We start from the raw sequence: 16,953 nt of genomic DNA, 5'->3' as shown, positions 1-16,953 counted from the left end.
GGGCTACAAAAATGAATAAAATCCTGTTGGTAGATGACGACCGCGAATTAACTTCGCTTTTGAAAGAACTGTTAGAAATGGAAGGGTTTGAAGTGGTCGTCGCCAGTGATGGTGAACAAGCGCTGAACCTGATCGATAACTCGATTGATTTGCTTTTACTGGATGTCATGATGCCGAAGAAAAACGGTATCGACACTCTGAAAGAACTGCGTCAGCAACATCAAACCCCCGTCATCATGCTAACGGCGCGCGGCAGCGAGCTGGATCGTGTTCTGGGCCTCGAACTGGGCGCAGATGACTATCTGCCTAAGCCGTTTAACGATCGCGAGCTGGTGGCGCGTATCCGCGCTATTTTGCGGCGTTCTAACTGGAGTGAACAGCAGCAACACGACAACAGCTCGCCCACACTGGAAGTGGACTGTCTGAGACTCAATCCCGGCCGTCAGGAGGCCAGTTTTGATGACGTTACGCTGGATTTGACCGGCACAGAATTCACCCTGCTCTATCTGCTGGCGCAGCACCTGGGCCAGGTCGTGTCGCGTGAACATCTGAGCCAGGAAGTGCTGGGCAAACGCCTGACACCTTTTGACCGTGCCATTGATATGCATATCTCGAATCTGCGTCGCAAGCTGCCTGAGCGCCGTGATGGTCATCCCTGGTTTAAAACCTTACGTGGCCGTGGCTACCTGATGGTTTCCGCATCATGATTGGAAGTCTGACCACCCGTATCTTCGCCATCTTCTGGTTGACGCTGGCGCTGGTGTTGATGCTGGTGTTGATGGTTCCCAAGCTCGATTCACGACAGATGACCTCGCTGCTGGAAAGTGAACAGCGGCAGGGCATCATGATTGAGCAACACGTTGAAGCAGAGCTGTCACAGGATCCCCCTAACGATCTGATGTGGTGGCGTCGTCTGTTTCGTGCCGTGGAAAAATGGGCACCGCCGGGTCAGCGGCTGCTGTTAGTAACCAGTGAAGGTCGGGTGATTGGCGCGCAACATAATGAAATGCAGGTTATCCGCAATTTTATCGGCCAGTCTGACAATGCCGATCATCCTCAGAAGAAGAAATATGGTCGCGTTGAGCTGGTAGGGCCTTTTGCCGTTCGCGATGGCGAAGATAACTACCAGCTTTACATGATCCGTCCCGCCAATAGCTCTCAGCTCGACTTCGTCAATCTGCTGTTTGACCGTCCGTTGCTGCTGCTTATCGTCACCATGCTCATCAGCTCACCGCTGCTGCTGTGGCTGGCCTGGAGCCTGGCACGTCCGGCACGTAAGCTGAAATATGCTGCTGACGAAGTCGCAAGCGGGAATCTACGTCAGCATCCGGAACTGGAGTCGGGTCCGCAGGAGTTTCTGGCTGCGGGTTCCAGCTTTAACCAGATGGTCAGTGCGCTGGAACGGATGATGACCGGTCAGCAACGTCTGTTATCGGATATCAGTCATGAACTTCGCACCCCACTGACCCGCCTGCAACTGGCTACCGCCCTGCTGCGTCGGCGTCAGGGTGAAGGTAAAGAGCTGGGCCGCATTGAGATGGAAGCACAGCGTCTCGATGGCATGATTAACGATCTGTTGGTGCTCTCCCGCACCCAGCATAAAAATGCGCTGGTCAGCGAAGCAATGAAGGCAAATCAATTGTGGAATGGGGTGCTGGAAGATGCCCGTTTCGAAGCTGAGCAGATGGGCAAGAAGATGGATATCCCCTATCCGCCAGGCCCGTGGCCGCTTTATGGGAACCCTCATGCGCTGGAGAGTGCGCTGGAAAATATTGTGCGCAATGCGCTGCGCTATTCACACACGCACATCAGCGTCAGCTTCTCCGTTGATATTTCCGGTATCACGGTCCACGTCGATGATGATGGTCCTGGCGTGAGTCCGGAAGATCGTGAACAGATTTTCCGTCCTTTCTATCGAACCGATGAAGCGCGCGATCGCGAATCAGGCGGCACCGGTCTTGGCCTGGCAATTGTCGAAACGGCCGTGCAGCAACATCGCGGCTGGGTTAAAGCCGATGACAGTCCATTAGGCGGTTTGCGTCTGACCCTCTGGTTGCCGCTCTACTCCTCCGGCCGTCAATAATTTGCTATGCTTCGGCCCCTGTCATCGGGGGCCTTATGCTTAACATTGTCTTGTTTGAACCAGAAATTCCGCCGAATACCGGCAATATCATCCGCCTTTGCGCCAATACGGGCTTTCAGCTTCATTTGATTCAGCCGCTCGGCTTTGCCTGGGATGACAAGCGCTTACGTCGCGCCGGGCTGGATTATCACGAATTCACCGCCATCAAATTCCATGCTGACTATCAGGCGTTTATCGCCACTGAGTCGCCTGAGCGTCTGTTTGCACTGACGACCAAAGGGACGCCTGCACACAGCGCCGTCGCCTATCAGGCGGGCGATTATCTGCTGTTTGGGCCGGAGAGCCGCGGATTGCCTGCCGAGATCCTGGCCGCGTTACCGGCGCAGCAAAAAATCCGCATCCCGATGAGAGCAGAAAGCCGGAGTATGAATTTGTCGAATGCTGTATCGGTTGTGGTTTATGAAGCGTGGCGCCAGCTTGATTACGCGGGCGCGCTGATCAAAGACTAGATGCCGTCGCCAAACTGAAAACCGGCCAGGCTGCCATTGAAGTGCTGATCCATATCCATCGACGGCTTCTCACTGCCTGGCTTACCGACGATACGCGCGGGAACGCCTGCGGCAGTGGTGTGCGGCGGCACGGGCTGTAACACCACGGAACCGGCACCGATTTTTGCTCCCTTGCCGACTTCAATATTGCCAAGGACTTTCGCGCCGGCACCAATCATCACCCCTTCACGGATTTTCGGATGACGGTCTCCACTGGTTTTGCCGGTACCGCCCAGCGTCACCGATTGCAGAATCGAAACATCATTTTCCACCACGGCGGTTTCACCAATCACTATGCCTGTGGCATGGTCGAGCATAATGCCGTGGCCAATATGGGCGGCGGGGTGAATATCGACGGCAAAGGAGACAGAGATTTCGTTCTGCAGGTAAACCGCCAGTGCGCGCCGGCCTTCATTCCACAGCCAGTGGCCAATGCGGTAGGCCTGTAAGGCGTGAAAACCTTTAAGGTAGAGCAGCGGCGTAGAGTATTTATCCACTGCCGGGTCGCGCTGACGCACAGCCTGAATATCGTAAGCCGCTGACATAATCATCGACGGATCTTCACGATAGGCTTCTTCAACGATTTCACGAATGGCGATGGCGGGCATAATCGGGTTAGCCAGCTTGTTGGCCAGCATATAACTCAGTGCGCTACCGAGATTTTCATGTTTTAGCAATGTCGCGTGGAAGAAGCTGGCAAGCATCGGCTCACAATCAGCCAGGGCACGCGCTTCTGCTTTGATATTGTTCCAGACCAGTTCTAACTCATCAGACGACATTGCTGCTTTCTCCCGATAAAAAAAGCGCCTGAATGGGCGCTGCAGGTAATGATGCTACGCGTCCTGCGTTAGCCAGTGCTGTTTTCGTCCTTCCTTGTGCGTCCCAGCAAGCTCAATGCTGCATCTCTCGCCGGTTTTTCGCAATACAGCACCTGATAAATCTGCTCGGTAATCGGCATTTCCACACCCAGCCGCGCAGCCAATGCCTTGACTTCTTTGGTGTTTCTATAGCCTTCTACAACTTGTCCGATAATGCGTTGTGCGCTATCTACATCCTCGCCCTGGCCCAGCATCATGCCAAAACGGCGGTTACGCGACTGATTATCAGTACAGGTCAGTACCAGATCGCCCAGACCGGCCATGCCCATAAACGTCGTGGGATCGGCACCCAGCGCTGCACCTAACCGGCTCATTTCAGTCAGACCGCGGGTGATCAGTGCGGTACGCGCATTCGCGCCAAAACCTATTCCGTCGGAGATTCCCGCTCCGATAGCAATCACGTTTTTTACTGCGCCGCCGAGCTGTACGCCAATAAAGTCAGGGTTGTTATAAACACGGAAGCTCTTACCGCAGTGCAGTTTCTGCTGCAGGTCGTCTGCAAACTGCGCATCCGTTGCGGCCAGCGCGATGGCGGTCGGTAATCCGGCTGCCAGTTCTTTCGCAAAAGTGGGTCCGGAGATGACGGCCAGCGGAATAGTATCGCCGACAATTTCACGCGCCACATCCTGCAGCAGACGACCCGTCTCTTTTTCCAGCCCTTTAGTCGCCCAGACAATGCGTGAGTCTGGTCGCAGATGAGGCTTGATCTGCTGCAGCACATCGCCAAAGACATGACTCGGCACCACGATCAATAAGTCGCGGCTGGCAGCAATAGCTTTGGTCAGATCAGATTCAAGGGAAAGATTGTCGGGAAACGGCACATCGGGCAGGAAAGCGGTGTTACAGCGGTCATTCTGAAGTTGAGCCAGATGCGTCGGGTTATGTCCCCACAACAGCACCGGATGGCCGTTACGGGCCAGCGTAATCGCCAAAGCGGTGCCGTAAGAACCGGCACCGATGACGCTAATCGAAGCGTGAGTTTCCATCAGGCATCCTGATGTGGTTCAGCACCTTCTTCACCTTGCTGCTGCTGCAGATAGTTCATGAACAGCGCATCAAAGTTAACCGGTGCCAGGTTCAGCTGCGGGAAGGTACCACGGGATACCAGGCTGGTAATGCATTCGCGAGCGTACGGGAACAGAATGTTCGGGCAGTATGCACCCAGGCAATGTGCCATCTGCGTTCCTTCGATACCGCTGATGGTGAAGATACCGGCCTGCTGAACTTCACACAGGAAAGCCGTCTCTTCGCCCACAGTCGCGGTTACAGTCACACGAAGTACCACTTCGTAAACTTCGTCAGCCAGCTGTGAAGATGCAGTGTCCAGATCCAGTTTAACGTCCGGTTCCCACTCTTTCTGGAAAACCTGCGGGGCATTAGGCGCTTCAAAAGAGATGTCTTTGGTGAAGACGCGCTGAATCTGGAATTGCATTTCGTTCGAGTTATGTTCTGACATGTGACCAAATCCTATGTATGAGATTGTCCGGCGTAAAATTACGCCTGCAGTAAGGGATCTAAACCTTCGCGATTATCGAGTGCGAATAAGTCATCGCAGCCGCCAATGTGCTGCGCATCAATAAAAATCTGAGGCACGGTGGTACGGCCGCTACGCTTGATCATCTCTTCGCGTTTCGCCATGTCCCCATCAATAGGGATCTCCTGAAACGATACGCCTTTTTGCGTTAACAGCGCCTTCGCCCGATGGCAGTAAGGACAGGTGGCCTTGGTATACATTTCAACATTTGCCATGATCAACACCTCTGTATGATTATTTACCGCGGACTAATGGCAGATTTTCACCACTCCAGCCACTGATACCATCTTTCAGCACTGAAACCTGCTCAAAGCCTGCAGCGCTAAGGTGCGCAGCAGAATCACCCGCGCTTTGTCCGGTTGCACATACCACAATTATGGGCTGTGCTTTGTGCTTTGCCAGTTCGTCGATGTTGCCTTTTTTAATCTCAGCGGCTGCCACATTTACAGCGCCTGAAATATGCCCTCTGCGGAAATCGTCGCGCGAACGCACGTCTACCACTACCGCGTCCTCTTTGTTAATCAGGCGGGTTGCTTCACCGCGGCTGATCGTTTTTACCTTAGAGAACATTCCTTTAACGGTAGTCACAATCACCAGAACAAGTAAAACGACCCATGCCAGACTCAGGATGGGGTGATTGCTTGCAAACTGCATAATTTCTTGCATGAGGGGTAACGACTCCAGACCGGGCTAATAAGCTAAAACAAGGGTTCTGAGTATACCTGCGCCACTTCGCATGTACAGATGCTATGCGGCCAGAGTATCGATTTGTGCGCCATTTTCCAAAAAAAGTGGCTGAATAGCAAAAATGGCGTAAGGCTTAATGTATGTCATTGCGAAAGTAGACATAACTGGAAAAGCAAATGCCAGTGGGGAGCACTGGTAAGCGGCGGTTCATCGTGGAATAATCATTGGCCTATGAAGGGAAAAACAACCGTTTCGCACACAAGGACCCGTCGCAACGGCGATAACCTGCCGTTGTTCATACACCTGTCCAGCCTCTCCCTTAGCCTGCTTTGTGCGGGGGCACTGTTATTGCCTGCCGCAGCCCAAAGTGCAGAAGACAGCAAATCTCAGCTGCAGTCCATTCAGCAAAACATTGCTGAGAAAGAGAAAAGCGTCAAAGCGCAGAAGGTGCAACGCAGCAAATTACTGGATCAGCTGCAAAGCCAGGAAAAAATCATCGCGCAGGCAAGCCGTCAGCTGCGTGACACCCGCAATAGCCTCAGCGCCCTGAATAGTGAGATCAAACAGCTCACCACCTCCATCGCCCGTCTTGAAAAACAGCAAACCCAACAGGAAAGCCTGTTATCCGAGCAGCTTGATGCGGCGTTTCGTCAGGGTAAGCACAACGGAGTACAGCTTTTGATGGGCGGTGAAGAGAGCCAGCGCAGTGAGCGTATTCTGGCCTATTTTGGTTATATGAATGCTGCCCGCCAGAAAAGCATTGAATCGCTGCAAAAGACGCGTCAGGACTTAAATCAGCAACGCGTCACACTTGAGCAAAAGCAACAGCAGCAGAAAGACTTACTGGCACAGCAGCAGGGCCAGCAGCAGAAGCTGCAACAGGCGAGCGAAGCACGTAAAAAAACCCTGACGTCGCTGGAAAGCGCGCTGGAAAAAGATCAGGCCGATCTGGTCGAGATGCGCCAGAATGAAAGCCGTCTGCAGGATAAAATCGCCCGGGCGGAACGTGAGGCGCGCGAGCGTGCAGCCCGCGAAGCGCGTGAGGCTGAAAAAGTGCGTCAGCGTCAGGCGCAGGCGAAAGCCAAAGGCTCCAGCTATCAGCCGACCCAGAGCGAACGCGAACTGGTGGCGCGTACTGGTGGGCTCGGTCGTGCGGGCGGTCAGGCGTTGTGGCCGGTTCGCGGACGCATTGAACATCGCTTTGGTGAACAACTACAGGGTGAACTTCGCTGGAAAGGCCTGGTAATTGATGCGCGGGAAGGTACCGAGGTGAAAGCTATCGCCGATGGCCGTGTGCTGATGGCCGACTGGTTACAGGGCTACGGTCTGGTGGTGGTGCTGGAACACGGTAAAGGTGATATGAGTCTGTATGGCTACAACCAAAGTGCGCTGGTGAGCGTGGGTACGCAGGTGAAGGCAGGACAGCCTATTGCACTGGTGGGCACCAGTGGTGGCCGCGGTACCCCATCGCTCTATTTTGAAATCCGACGTCAGGGACAGGCCGTCAATCCACTCCCGTGGTTAGGAAAATAAGTTTTGCTGCAACGTCGAAAACTCCCCGTTCTGATGAGCGCCCTGCTGTTCTGCTCCGCTGCGCAGGCGGGCAAACTGTCCATTGTCATTGATGATGTTGGCTATCGCCCTGCAGAAGAGAACAAGGTCCTGCAGATGCCCCAGGCTATTTCAGTAGCGGTATTACCCAACGCACCCCATGCCCGTGAAATGGCAATTAAAGCGCATCAGGGGGGTCACGAAGTGTTGATCCATCTGCCCATGGCGCCGCTGAGCAAACAGCCGCTGGAAAAAGATACCTTAACGCCGGAGATGAGCAGCGAAGAGGTCGCCCGCATCATGCGCAATGCGGTTAACAACGTGCCTTATGCCGTGGGTCTGAACAATCATATGGGCAGCAGGATGACCTCAAGCCTGCCCGGTATGCAGAAGGTGATGCAGGCGCTGAACCACTATAATCTCTACTTTCTTGATAGCATGACCATCGCCAATAGTCAGGCTATTCCTGCCGCTCAGGGTACCCAGGTCAAAGTGTTAAAACGCCGGGTCTTCCTTGATGACAGCCAGGATATCAACGCCATCCGCCAGCAGTTCAGTCGGGCGGTAAAGCTGGCGCAGCGCGATGGGTACGCCATTGCCATTGGGCATCCTCACCCTAACACCGTACGGGTGCTGCAGCAGATGTTACCCACGCTGCCAGCCGACATTACGCTGGTTCGCCCCAGCGAGCTATTGAACGAATCTCTTCACAACAACGCACGGACGCCTGTGGCACCGACAAAACCGGTGACGCCACGCTTCCGGCCTGCCGACATATGTAAACCGAAGCAGCCGCTGACGCCGGTTCCGGCGACCAGAGCCTTGACGGTCATTGCCGAAAGTGTGAATAACAGTCCGCTGTTTAGGACGCTGAAAAATCTGTTCTGAATTTGCCATGAATGCTAAGTGCTGAGCTTAGCGTTCATTTATGCACAGAAATTACTATAATCCTGGGTCGGGCAATAACGGGCTTTGCGGGAACAGTGTAGGGATGACGATTAATAAACAAAAAATCCTGCTGCTGGACAACGGCAGAGAGTGGGGCGGCGGCACCAACAGCATGCTGGAGCTGTTGAAACGTATCGATCGTCAAAAGTTCGATATTACCTGCTGCTTCTATCACAACTACAGCCGTGGCAACGACGAAACCATCGAAGCCACGCTGAATGCGCTGGCTATTCCGGTCTTTTTTATTCCGCAAATCAGGCAACCACGCTGGGCCAAATTTATAAAAGAAGCCGCACGGGCGCTGCTGTTTTTCAATAAAAAACTCAGGAAACGCACCATTGATAAAGTTGATACACACTGGCGCATTATGCCTAATGCCATCAAAATCAATTCATTGCTGCAACTGGGGAAATTTGACACGCTCTACATGAATAACCAGCCCAGCACCAATGTGGAAGGTTATCTGGCGGCGCGCAGCCTGCCGGTCGCGGTGGTTCAGCACTGCCGTATCGATCCGGTTCTGGAACCGCGGCTGGTTAACATGGTTAATCAGGATTGTCAGGCGGTCATTGCCGTGTCACAGGGTGTTAGTGACACCTTACGCCGCCATGGCGTGGAAGCGGAGCGCTGTTTTACCGTCAGTAATGCTATCGATATCCACCAGCCTCTGCCCAGCCGTCTTGACGTACGCCAGCGTTTTAAACTCTCACCGTCGACCTTTGTGTTTGGCACGATCGGCTCCCTGATATTACGTAAATCTAATCACCACATTCTGCAGGCTCTGGGCCGTTTTAAACGCGCCAACCCCGATGCAGACTGGCGAATGATGATTGTCGGAGCGGGCCCGGAGCTTCAGCATCTGTTGCAACTGGCTACCGCAGAGAACATCCAGCATCACGTGGTCTTTACGGGCTTCCAGAACAATGCGATGGATTACCTTACAGCCTTTGATACCTTTATTCTTGCCTCACGCAGTGAAGGCTTGCCACGGGTTGTGCTGGAGGCGATGCTGGTAAATACCACCGTCGTGGGCTCCCGCGTAGTCGGCACTGCCGAATTGATCAGTCATGATGAAACCGGGTTGCTGTTTGATTATGGCAACGTGGTGCAACTGACACAGCATCTGACTGCGCTGTGGCAGGATGCGGAGTTACGTCAGCGCCTGACCAATGCGGCAGCGAAACGCGTACGTGAACAGTACGCTATTGAAACCTATATCAGCGGCGTCGAGAATATTTTGCAAAGCGTCGCCAAAAAGAAACCTCATGCTTAATTTTTTGAATCCCCGTTACCGTCATATCAGAGCGCGCCATAACCTGCCTTATTCGAATAGAGCGGTTCAGGGCACTGTGCCGGTCACGTCTGTCGTGATTCCCTGCACTGGCGCGGACTATATTGAAGAAGCCCTGCTCAGTGCTGATTTTGCGGCGCGCTTTGCGACAGAAGCAGAAGAGATTGTGATAGTCAGCGATCAGCCCACTCACGCCTTTGGCAGCCTGCCCGTAAAAACCCGCGTGGCAACGCTGGATGTCCCACACCGGGAAGAGAGCTACCGTTACAAACAGATCTATCGCAGCCGTTTAATCAAATTGCAGGCGCCCCTGCAGGCAAAAGGCGACGGCATTCTGATGATCGATTCCGACCTCAATCTGCTTAAGATGCCTGAAATCATGATGGGTCCAGGCCATCTTTACTCCAGTTTTCGTCAGGGGAAAATGATTGCCAAGCTGGAGGGAGCGCCGGATGAAGCGATTCCCGCCTATTATCCGCACAGTATCAGGCCCTATCTGACAGACCACGTTAACGGCGCTTACCTGGCTGCTACGCGAGAAGTCTGGCAGCGTATTTCACCGCTGTGGCTGACGCTGTTTAATGATACCTGGAATTTAATGAACGACAGCCAGCCGCCTACCGATCAGCTCCCGCTGGCGGTGTTACTGGACATGCTGGATATTAAAACCGTCAATCTGGGGGAATGGGCTAACTGGCCAGTCTCGAAGAAAATTGGCGGACAGTCGGCGGTGATCCCACCTGAAGTGGTTGGCGCACATGGCGGATTCCCGCTGTCGGAATGGCAAAAATACCTCGCCGATCCGCAACAGCCGCTGAACTTCAAAGGTCAGGACTACACGCGCAAAGTGCGCTACCTGACCGACGAAGAGAAGAAGCAAAGCTAATCACGCGGCCGCCCCTGCGGCCGTTAATTTAATCCCAGCTCAGTATCACTTTTCCCGAGCGTCCTGAACGCATCTCATCAAAGCCCTGCTGGAAATCGTCAATGCCAAAACGATGGGTGATTACAGGCGTTAAATCGAGGCCGGACTGGATCAGTGCTGCCATCTTGTACCAGGTTTCAAACATTTCGCGGCCATAAATTCCCTTGATAAAAAGCCCTTTGAAGATCACCTGATTCCAGTCGATCGCCATCTCCCCCGGCGGAATGCCCAGCAATGCAATCCGCCCGCCGTGGTTCATCACCTCCAGCAGGCTACGAAACGCAGGCGGTGCACCGGACATTTCGAGCCCGACATCAAACCCTTCCGTCATACCCAGCGAATGCATCACATCCCGCAAGTTCTCATTCGCCACATTGACCGCACGCGTGACACCCATTTTCCGCGCCAGCTCCAGGCGGTACTCATTGATGTCCGTGATCACAACGTTACGTGCGCCGACATGGCGACAGACCGCTGCAGCCATAATGCCAATTGGGCCTGCGCCGGAGATCAGCACATCCTCGCCGACCAGATCAAACGACAGTGCGGTATGTACGGCGTTGCCGAAGGGGTCGAAGATTGCCGCCAGCTCATCAGAAATATTGTCGGGTATTTTGAACGCATTGAAGGCCGGAATGACCAGATATTCCGCGAAGCACCCCTGGCGGTTAACGCCCACGCCCATCGTATTCCGGCATAGATGCGTGCGTCCAGCGCGGCAGTTGCGGCAGTGCCCACAGGTGATATGCCCCTCACCTGAGACCCGATCGCCAATCGTAAAGCCTTTCACTTCCTGTCCTATCGCAACCACCTCACCCACATATTCATGACCGACAATCATCGGTACCGGGATGGTTTTGCGTGACCAGTCATCCCAGTTATAGATATGGACATCGGTGCCGCAGATGGCGGTTTTACGAATTTTAATCAGCAGATCATTATGACCGGGCTCAGGAACCGGCGCATCGGTCACCATCCAGATGCCCTCTTCCTTCTTCAGTTTGGCGAGTGCTTTCATGACGGACTCCTCAGGCGATGACGCCCAGTTGTTTGCCGATGCGGGTAAAGGCCGCCACCGCACGCTCCAGTTGTTGCTGGGTGTGCGCCGCAGAGATTTGGGTGCGAATGCGTGCCTGACCTTTTGGCACCACCGGATAGAAGAAACCGGTCACGTAGATACCTTCCTGCTGCAGCAGGTGGGCAAACTGCTGGGCGACGCTGGCTTCTCCCAGCATCACCGGAATAATGGCGTGGTCGGCACCGGCCAGCGTAAAGCCCGCGGCCGTCATCTGCTCCCGGAAGTAACGGGCGTTATCCCACAGACGCTGACGCAGCCCATCGCCTTCGCTGAGCAGATCCAGCACCCGCAGCGAGGCAGCTACAATAGCCGGGGCAAGTGAGTTGGAGAACAGATAAGGACGGGAGCGCTGACGCAGCCACTCCACTACTTCAGCTTTTGCTGCAGTGTAGCCTCCGGACGCGCCGCCCAGCGCTTTACCCAGCGTGCCGGTAATGATGTCGACCCGACCCATGACGTCGCAATATTCATGGGTTCCGCGTCCGGCATTCCCGACAAAGCCCACCGCATGGGAGTCATCCACCATCACCAGCGCGGAGAACTCATCTGCCAGATCGCAGATGGCGGGCAAATTCGCAATCACCCCATCCATAGAGAAGACGCCATCAGTTGCGATCAAAATATGACGGGCACCTTTATCGCGCGCTTCCTGCAGACAGGCGCGCAACTGCACCATGTCATTATTGGCATAGCGATATCGCTGCGCTTTGCACAGCCGGACGCCATCAATAATGGAGGCGTGATTCAACGCGTCGGAAATTATTGCATCCTGGGCATCAAGCAGGGTTTCAAACAGGCCACCGTTGGCATCGAAACAGGAGGAGTAAAGAATGGCATCCTCCATGCCCAGAAAATCTGCCAGCCGCTTTTCCAGCTGCTTATGACTATCCTGGGTGCCGCAGATAAAGCGCACCGACGCCATGCCAAAACCATGCGAATCCATCCCCGCTTTCGCCGCCTGAATCAGCGCCGGATGGTTCGCCAGACCTAAATAGTTATTGGCGCAGAAGTTAATCACTGCCGGATCGCTGCCCACTGCGATCTCCGTCTGCTGGGCAGAGCTGATGATCCGCTCCTGTTTAAACAGTCCTTCCTGACGTGCATCATCAAGTTGCTGACGAAGTTGTTGATAAAATTGCGCAGGCATCATTGCTCTCCTCAGATGGCAAAAATCTGGCATATCTTACTGAACAGGCCGCTTCTTCACGATAAATCGCCCAACAGAATGTCATTTTTGCAGCATAGTTCACGCCGCGCGGATGTACACACAAAGCGTTACAGAGTCATCTGGCTGTCTGCACCCTGATGAAATGTTATGATGTGAGGTATTCGTGTGTGAAACCTCCTGTTTCACCCCACAACGTTGAAGGTAACAACATGATTATCGTAACTGGCGGCGCAGGAATGATTGGCAGCAACATCGTCAAAGCGCTGAACGATCGCGGTCACACCGACATTCTGGTGGTGGATAATCTGAAGGATGGCACCAAGTTTGCCAATTTAGTCGACCTGGATATCGTCGATTACATGGACAAAGAAGAGTTCCTGATGAGCGTAATGGCGGGCGATGATTTAGGCCCGATCGAAGCGGTATTCCATCAGGGTGCCTGCTCCTCCACCACTGAGTGGGATGGCAAGTACATGATGGAAAACAACTATCAGTACTCCAAAGAGTTGCTTCACTTCTGTCTTGAGCGCGAGATCCCGTTCCTCTACGCCTCTTCTGCTGCGACCTACGGCGGACGCAACGAGAATTTCATTGAAGAGCGCCAGTATGAGCAGCCACTGAATGTCTATGGCTACTCCAAAATGCTGTTCGACCACTATGTCCGCCAGATGCTGCCGGAAGCGAATTCGCCGGTGTGCGGCTTCCGCTATTTCAACGTCTACGGACCGCGTGAAGGCCATAAAGGCAGCATGGCAAGTGTGGCTTTCCATCTGAACACGCAGATCAGCAACGATGAAAATCCAAAACTGTTTGAAGGCAGTGACGGCTTTAAACGTGACTTCATTCACGTTGATGATGTGGCGGAAGTGAACCTGTGGTGCTGGGAAAATGGCGTCTCCGGAATTTACAACTGTGGCACAGGCCGCGCCGAATCCTTCCAGGAAGTGGCTGATGCGGTCCTTAAATTCCATCAGAAAGGCCAGATTGAGTACATTCCGTTCCCGGAAAAACTCAAAGGACGTTATCAGGCTTATACCCAGGCCGATCTCACTAAGCTACGCGCCGCGGGTTACGACAAGCCATTTAAAACAGTGGCCCAGGGCGTTGCTGACTATATGGTCTGGCTGAACCGCAACGCATAAAGGAAGCTGCTCCGGCGATGAAAATTCTGGTAATCGGCCCGTCATGGGTCGGCGATATGATGATGTCGCAAAGTCTCTATCGCACACTCAAGGCCGAACATCCGGATGCAGTGATCGACGTGATGGCACCTGCGTGGTGCCGTCCGTTGCTTTCACGCATGCCGGAGGTGAATCAGGCGCTGGCGATGCCGCTAGGGCATGGCGCACTGGAAATTGGTGAGCGTCGCCGTCTGGGAAAAGTGCTGCGCGCCAGTCACTACGACCGTGCTTATGTGCTGCCTAACTCCTTTAAGTCGGCGCTGGTCCCCTTCTTCGCCGGAATAAAACGCCGCGTCGGCTGGCGCGGTGAAATGCGTTATGGCCTGCTGAACGATTTGCGGGTGCTGGATAAAGCCGCCTTTCCGCTGATGGTTGAGCGCTACGTTGCGCTGGGCTACGACACGCCTGTTGCCTCGGCGGCGCAACTGCCACAGCCGCTGTTATGGCCGAAATTGCAGGTTGAAGAGCAGGAAAAGATTGAAACGGCTGCACAGTTTCAGCTTGCGGCGACCCGTCCGATTATCGGTTTTTGTCCGGGCGCTGAATTTGGTCCGGCCAAACGCTGGCCACACTATCATTACGCCACGCTGGCGAGCCAGTTGATTGCTGACGGCTTCCAGATCGTGCTGTTCGGCTCTGCTAAAGATCGCCCGACAGGTGAAGAGATTATCGCTGCGCTGCCTGAAGCGGCGCGCGGCCATTGCCGTAATCTGGCAGGCGAAACCCAGCTGGAACAGGCGGTCATTCTGCTGGCGCAATGCCGTGCTGTGGTCAGCAACGACTCCGGACTGATGCATATTGCCGCGGCGCTGGATCGTCCACTCGTCGCGCTCTATGGCCCCAGCAGCCCTGACTTCACGCCGCCGCTGGCACGTCAGGCGCGCATTATTCGCCTGATTACTGGCTATCACAAAGTGCGCAAAGGCGATGCCGAACAGGGTTATCACCAGAGCCTGATCGATATCCAGCCTGAGCGCGTACATCAGACGCTGAGCGAACTGCTCGTGCCACAGGAGGTGCCATGCACGTCCTGATTGTTAAAACCTCTTCCATGGGCGATGTTCTGCATTCGCTCCCTGCTCTGACCGATGCAATGCATGCTATTCCCGGCATCCGTTTCGACTGGGTGGTGGAAGAGAATTTTGCGCAGATCCCTGGCTGGCATCCCGCCGTCGATAAGGTGTTACCGGTCGCGATTCGCCGCTGGCGCAAACACTGGTTTGGCAGTCAGCAGCGTGAAGAGCGCGTGCAGTTTAAGCGCGAGTTACAGTCACGTGAGTATGATGTCGTGATTGATGCGCAGGGGCTGATCAAGAGTGCCGCACTGGTCACCCGTTTATCGAAAGGGGTGAAGCATGGACAGGACAGCCGCAGCGCGCGTGAGCCGTTTGCCAGCTGGTGGTATGACGTCCGCCATGAGGTGAGTAAACGGCAGCACGCGGTTGAGCGAACGCGCGAACTCTTCGCCAAAAGCCTGGGCTATGAAAAGCCGCAACACCAGGGTGACTACGCAATTGCCGGGCACTTCCTGCATCATCTGCCCGCTGACGCACAGCATTACCTGGTCTTTCTGCATGCTACAACCCGTGACAACAAGCACTGGCCGGAATCACACTGGCGACAGCTGATTGAACTGATGCAGCCGAGCGGTCTGCGGGTGAAACTGCCCTGGGGTGCTGAGCATGAGCATCAACGTGCACTGCGGCTTGCAGAAGGATTCGGACATGTCGATGTGCTGCCTAAGCTGACGCTGGACGCGATAGCCCAGCAGCTGGCAGGCGCGCGGGCGGTGGTCTCGGTAGATACCGGATTGAGCCATCTGACGGCGGCACTGGATCGTCCCAATCTGACGCTGTATGGCCCGACCGATCCCGGCCTGATTGGCGGTTACGGGCAGAACCAACAGGCTCTGAGCGCCCCGAATCATCGTCTGGCGGAGCTGACCGCTGACTCGGTGGCAGAAAAACTGCAGGCCGTTATTACGGAAAACACGCCATGAACTATGTGTTGATCTACCTGCTGCTGCTGCCTTTCCGGGCGATTATGCGGCTGTTCTACCGGCCAACGGGTCGCAGCTTAATCATCCAGACGGCGAAGATCGGTGATTTTATCAATATCACCCCGATGCTGCGCGCGCTGGGTCAGTCTGAGCTGTTGATCAGCAAAGCGGTGGAGCCGCTGGCGCGTCACGATGACACAGTCAGCCGCTATTTTCTGATTGAAGACGCAAAACGCAGCTTTTTTGCCAAACTGAAGCTCGCGTTCACCCTGATGAACCGCTATGACAGCGTTTATCTGGTGCAGCCAAATAGCGTAAACCTGTTCTTTGCCGCGTTATGCAACGCACCGAACAAGCAGTTTCTGCGCACCTATGTGCGTAAGTCCTACCATAAAACCTTCTATCGCAGCGCCAGCGGCATTGTCGACCACGCGAAGACAGATTTAACGCTCGATAGTTACCTGAAGCTGATTAACCGCGACTATCGCTATACCGATTTTCCCAAACATGCGACCTCGCCACTCTGGCAGCCGCCTGCGCCGCCCGCTGCGCTGCTGAATCCACGCAGCGGCATTAAAATAGGCATCAGTATTTCTGCCGGTAACAAGGCCAAGACGATTCCTGCCAGCATCTGGCAGCAGCTGATGACGTCGCTGTCTGACCTGCCCTGCACCTTTTATGTGTTTGGCCCGCCAGCCGAGCAGCCATGGCTGGATGAGTTACTGAGCCTGACCGGCCCAAAAGAGAATATTGTCAGTCTGATTGGTGAGCTAAAGCTGGAAGAGGTTCCCTGGGCCATTTCTCAAATGGATTTCTACATCTGCTCTGACTCTGGCAATGCCTATATTGCGGATGCGCAGCAGATCCCGGTGATCATGCTTTACGGACCGTGTGAAGTCAGGGAACAGCGTCCGGTCAATAACGTGTTGTTCATCGGACCGGATAATATTGCTGCATCAACGTTCGTTTTTTCCACACGTTTTAAGTTTGATCAGCCGGCTGAAAAATTATTCGGGCTGGATGATGATAAACTGACTAGAATACAAACGTTTATTACTCATAATCTGGAATAGTGAAGCGTA

The 16,953-nt window shown here is 54.3% G+C and carries 18 protein-coding genes; 11 read left to right on the top strand and 7 right to left on the bottom strand.

What is annotated here, in order from left to right; all coding sequences use genetic code 11:
- The first annotated feature begins 11 nt into the window (after positions 1–11).
- From cpxR to trmL, 3 genes are read left to right on the top strand one after another with little or no spacing between them, the layout of a single operon-like run.
- On the top strand, positions 12–707 hold the full coding sequence (gene cpxR / locus NP77_RS13890; protein ID WP_003851274.1) for an envelope stress response regulator transcription factor CpxR: 696 nt from the start codon (positions 12–14) through the stop codon (positions 705–707).
- The gene (gene cpxA, locus NP77_RS13885; RefSeq protein WP_003851276.1) at positions 704–2,083 is read left to right on the top strand and encodes an envelope stress sensor histidine kinase CpxA; all 1,380 of its coding nucleotides are present in this window, start codon (positions 704–706) and stop codon (positions 2,081–2,083) included. The genes cpxR and cpxA overlap by 4 nt, the downstream gene beginning before the upstream one ends.
- Before the next feature lie 35 nt (positions 2,084–2,118).
- A complete protein-coding gene (gene trmL, locus NP77_RS13880; protein ID WP_003851277.1) occupies positions 2,119–2,592 on the top strand; it encodes a tRNA (uridine(34)/cytosine(34)/5-carboxymethylaminomethyluridine(34)-2'-O)-methyltransferase TrmL in 474 nt (157 codons plus the stop codon).
- On the opposite strand, the gene cysE is transcribed toward trmL, so the two are convergent.
- The 5 genes from cysE to NP77_RS13855 form a co-directional block, all read right to left on the bottom strand.
- The gene (cysE, locus tag NP77_RS13875; RefSeq protein ID WP_003851279.1) at positions 2,589–3,410 is read right to left on the bottom strand and encodes a serine O-acetyltransferase; all 822 of its coding nucleotides are present in this window, start codon (positions 3,408–3,410) and stop codon (positions 2,589–2,591) included. The two genes, trmL and cysE, sit on opposite strands and share 4 nt — an antisense overlap.
- Positions 3,411–3,478: 68 nt before the next feature.
- Positions 3,479–4,495 (bottom strand): NAD(P)H-dependent glycerol-3-phosphate dehydrogenase, encoded by a 1,017-nt coding sequence (gene gpsA, locus NP77_RS13870; protein ID WP_003851280.1) that lies wholly within the window; start codon positions 4,493–4,495, stop codon positions 3,479–3,481.
- Entirely contained in the window at positions 4,495–4,965 is a 471-nt protein-coding gene (gene secB / locus NP77_RS13865; RefSeq protein WP_003851281.1) for a protein-export chaperone SecB, read from the bottom strand. The genes gpsA and secB overlap by 1 nt, the downstream gene beginning before the upstream one ends.
- 38 nt (positions 4,966–5,003) lie before the next feature.
- The gene (gene grxC / locus NP77_RS13860) at positions 5,004–5,258 is read right to left on the bottom strand and encodes a glutaredoxin 3 (RefSeq protein ID WP_008926942.1); all 255 of its coding nucleotides are present in this window, start codon (positions 5,256–5,258) and stop codon (positions 5,004–5,006) included.
- Between the two features lie 19 nt (positions 5,259–5,277).
- Positions 5,278–5,709, bottom strand: a complete 432-nt coding sequence (locus NP77_RS13855; protein ID WP_003851285.1) for a rhodanese-like domain-containing protein — start codon at positions 5,707–5,709, stop codon at positions 5,278–5,280.
- 252 nt (positions 5,710–5,961) lie between these two features.
- On the opposite strand from NP77_RS13855, the gene envC reads away from it, so the two are divergent.
- The 4 genes from envC to NP77_RS13835 all read left to right on the top strand — a co-directional run bounded on the left by envC (position 5,962) and on the right by NP77_RS13835 (position 10,406).
- On the top strand, positions 5,962–7,263 hold the full coding sequence (gene envC, locus NP77_RS13850; protein ID WP_003851287.1) for a murein hydrolase activator EnvC: 1,302 nt from the start codon (positions 5,962–5,964) through the stop codon (positions 7,261–7,263).
- Positions 7,264–7,266: 3 nt separating this feature from the next.
- Positions 7,267–8,169, top strand: coding sequence for a divergent polysaccharide deacetylase family protein (locus NP77_RS13845; protein ID WP_231572334.1), 903 nt, complete (start codon positions 7,267–7,269; stop codon positions 8,167–8,169).
- 103 nt (positions 8,170–8,272) lie between these two features.
- Entirely contained in the window at positions 8,273–9,502 is a 1,230-nt protein-coding gene (locus tag NP77_RS13840) for a glycosyltransferase (RefSeq protein ID WP_039660583.1), read from the top strand.
- Positions 9,495–10,406 carry a hypothetical protein gene (locus NP77_RS13835; protein WP_039660580.1) on the top strand — a complete coding sequence of 304 codons (912 nt, stop codon included), beginning with the start codon at positions 9,495–9,497 and terminating at the stop codon, positions 10,404–10,406. The genes NP77_RS13840 and NP77_RS13835 overlap by 8 nt, the downstream gene beginning before the upstream one ends.
- A 28-nt stretch (positions 10,407–10,434) precedes the next feature.
- On the opposite strand, the gene tdh is transcribed toward NP77_RS13835, so the two are convergent.
- Both tdh and NP77_RS13825 read right to left on the bottom strand, forming a co-directional pair.
- Positions 10,435–11,463 (bottom strand): L-threonine 3-dehydrogenase, encoded by a 1,029-nt coding sequence (tdh, locus tag NP77_RS13830; RefSeq protein WP_039660577.1) that lies wholly within the window; start codon positions 11,461–11,463, stop codon positions 10,435–10,437.
- A gap of 10 nt (positions 11,464–11,473) precedes the next feature.
- On the bottom strand, positions 11,474–12,670 hold the full coding sequence (locus tag NP77_RS13825; protein WP_039660606.1) for a glycine C-acetyltransferase: 1,197 nt from the start codon (positions 12,668–12,670) through the stop codon (positions 11,474–11,476).
- A gap of 230 nt (positions 12,671–12,900) precedes the next feature.
- Between NP77_RS13825 and rfaD the strand changes: the two genes are divergently transcribed.
- Genes rfaD through NP77_RS13805 form a run of 4 tightly spaced genes read left to right on the top strand, consistent with a single transcriptional unit; the run spans position 12,901 to position 16,944 of the window.
- On the top strand, positions 12,901–13,833 hold the full coding sequence (rfaD, locus tag NP77_RS13820; RefSeq protein WP_010258257.1) for an ADP-glyceromanno-heptose 6-epimerase: 933 nt from the start codon (positions 12,901–12,903) through the stop codon (positions 13,831–13,833).
- Between the two features lie 17 nt (positions 13,834–13,850).
- Complete coding sequence (gene rfaF, locus NP77_RS13815; protein WP_003851300.1) at positions 13,851–14,906, top strand: ADP-heptose--LPS heptosyltransferase RfaF; 1,056 nt, start codon at positions 13,851–13,853, stop codon at positions 14,904–14,906.
- Entirely contained in the window at positions 14,894–15,871 is a 978-nt protein-coding gene (gene rfaC / locus NP77_RS13810) for a lipopolysaccharide heptosyltransferase RfaC (RefSeq protein WP_003851302.1), read from the top strand. The genes rfaF and rfaC overlap by 13 nt, the downstream gene beginning before the upstream one ends.
- On the top strand, positions 15,868–16,944 hold the full coding sequence (locus NP77_RS13805; RefSeq protein ID WP_039660574.1) for a glycosyltransferase family 9 protein: 1,077 nt from the start codon (positions 15,868–15,870) through the stop codon (positions 16,942–16,944). Before rfaC ends, NP77_RS13805 begins: the two co-directional genes overlap by 4 nt.
- The last annotated feature ends 9 nt before the right edge of the window (positions 16,945–16,953 follow it).

Origin of the sequence: Pantoea sp. MBLJ3, from assembly GCF_000816655.1 — a bacterium.
GTDB lineage: Bacteria > Pseudomonadota > Gammaproteobacteria > Enterobacterales > Enterobacteriaceae > Pantoea > Pantoea eucalypti.
This window is presented reverse-complemented; position numbering and strand designations above follow the sequence as displayed.

What these genes read in the sequence shown, in the direction of transcription:
- cpxR (WP_003851274.1), top strand. Translation starts at nt 12, where the DNA reads ATGAATAAAATCCTGTTGGTAGATGACGACCGCGAATTAACTTCGCTT.
- cpxA (WP_003851276.1), top strand. Translation starts at nt 704, where the DNA reads ATGATTGGAAGTCTGACCACCCGTATCTTCGCCATCTTCTGGTTGACG.
- trmL (WP_003851277.1), top strand. Translation starts at nt 2,119, where the DNA reads ATGCTTAACATTGTCTTGTTTGAACCAGAAATTCCGCCGAATACCGGC.
- cysE (WP_003851279.1), bottom strand. Translation starts at nt 3,410, where the DNA reads ATGTCGTCTGATGAGTTAGAACTGGTCTGGAACAATATCAAAGCAGAA.
- gpsA (WP_003851280.1), bottom strand. Translation starts at nt 4,495, where the DNA reads ATGGAAACTCACGCTTCGATTAGCGTCATCGGTGCCGGTTCTTACGGC.
- secB (WP_003851281.1), bottom strand. Translation starts at nt 4,965, where the DNA reads ATGTCAGAACATAACTCGAACGAAATGCAATTCCAGATTCAGCGCGTC.
- grxC (WP_008926942.1), bottom strand. Translation starts at nt 5,258, where the DNA reads ATGGCAAATGTTGAAATGTATACCAAGGCCACCTGTCCTTACTGCCAT.
- NP77_RS13855 (WP_003851285.1), bottom strand. Translation starts at nt 5,709, where the DNA reads ATGCAAGAAATTATGCAGTTTGCAAGCAATCACCCCATCCTGAGTCTG.
- envC (WP_003851287.1), top strand. Translation starts at nt 5,962, where the DNA reads ATGAAGGGAAAAACAACCGTTTCGCACACAAGGACCCGTCGCAACGGC.
- NP77_RS13840 (WP_039660583.1), top strand. Translation starts at nt 8,273, where the DNA reads ATGACGATTAATAAACAAAAAATCCTGCTGCTGGACAACGGCAGAGAG.
- NP77_RS13835 (WP_039660580.1), top strand. Translation starts at nt 9,495, where the DNA reads ATGCTTAATTTTTTGAATCCCCGTTACCGTCATATCAGAGCGCGCCAT.
- tdh (WP_039660577.1), bottom strand. Translation starts at nt 11,463, where the DNA reads ATGAAAGCACTCGCCAAACTGAAGAAGGAAGAGGGCATCTGGATGGTG.
- NP77_RS13825 (WP_039660606.1), bottom strand. Translation starts at nt 12,670, where the DNA reads ATGCCTGCGCAATTTTATCAACAACTTCGTCAGCAACTTGATGATGCA.
- rfaD (WP_010258257.1), top strand. Translation starts at nt 12,901, where the DNA reads ATGATTATCGTAACTGGCGGCGCAGGAATGATTGGCAGCAACATCGTC.
- rfaF (WP_003851300.1), top strand. Translation starts at nt 13,851, where the DNA reads ATGAAAATTCTGGTAATCGGCCCGTCATGGGTCGGCGATATGATGATG.
- rfaC (WP_003851302.1), top strand. Translation starts at nt 14,894, where the DNA reads ATGCACGTCCTGATTGTTAAAACCTCTTCCATGGGCGATGTTCTGCAT.
- NP77_RS13805 (WP_039660574.1), top strand. Translation starts at nt 15,868, where the DNA reads ATGAACTATGTGTTGATCTACCTGCTGCTGCTGCCTTTCCGGGCGATT.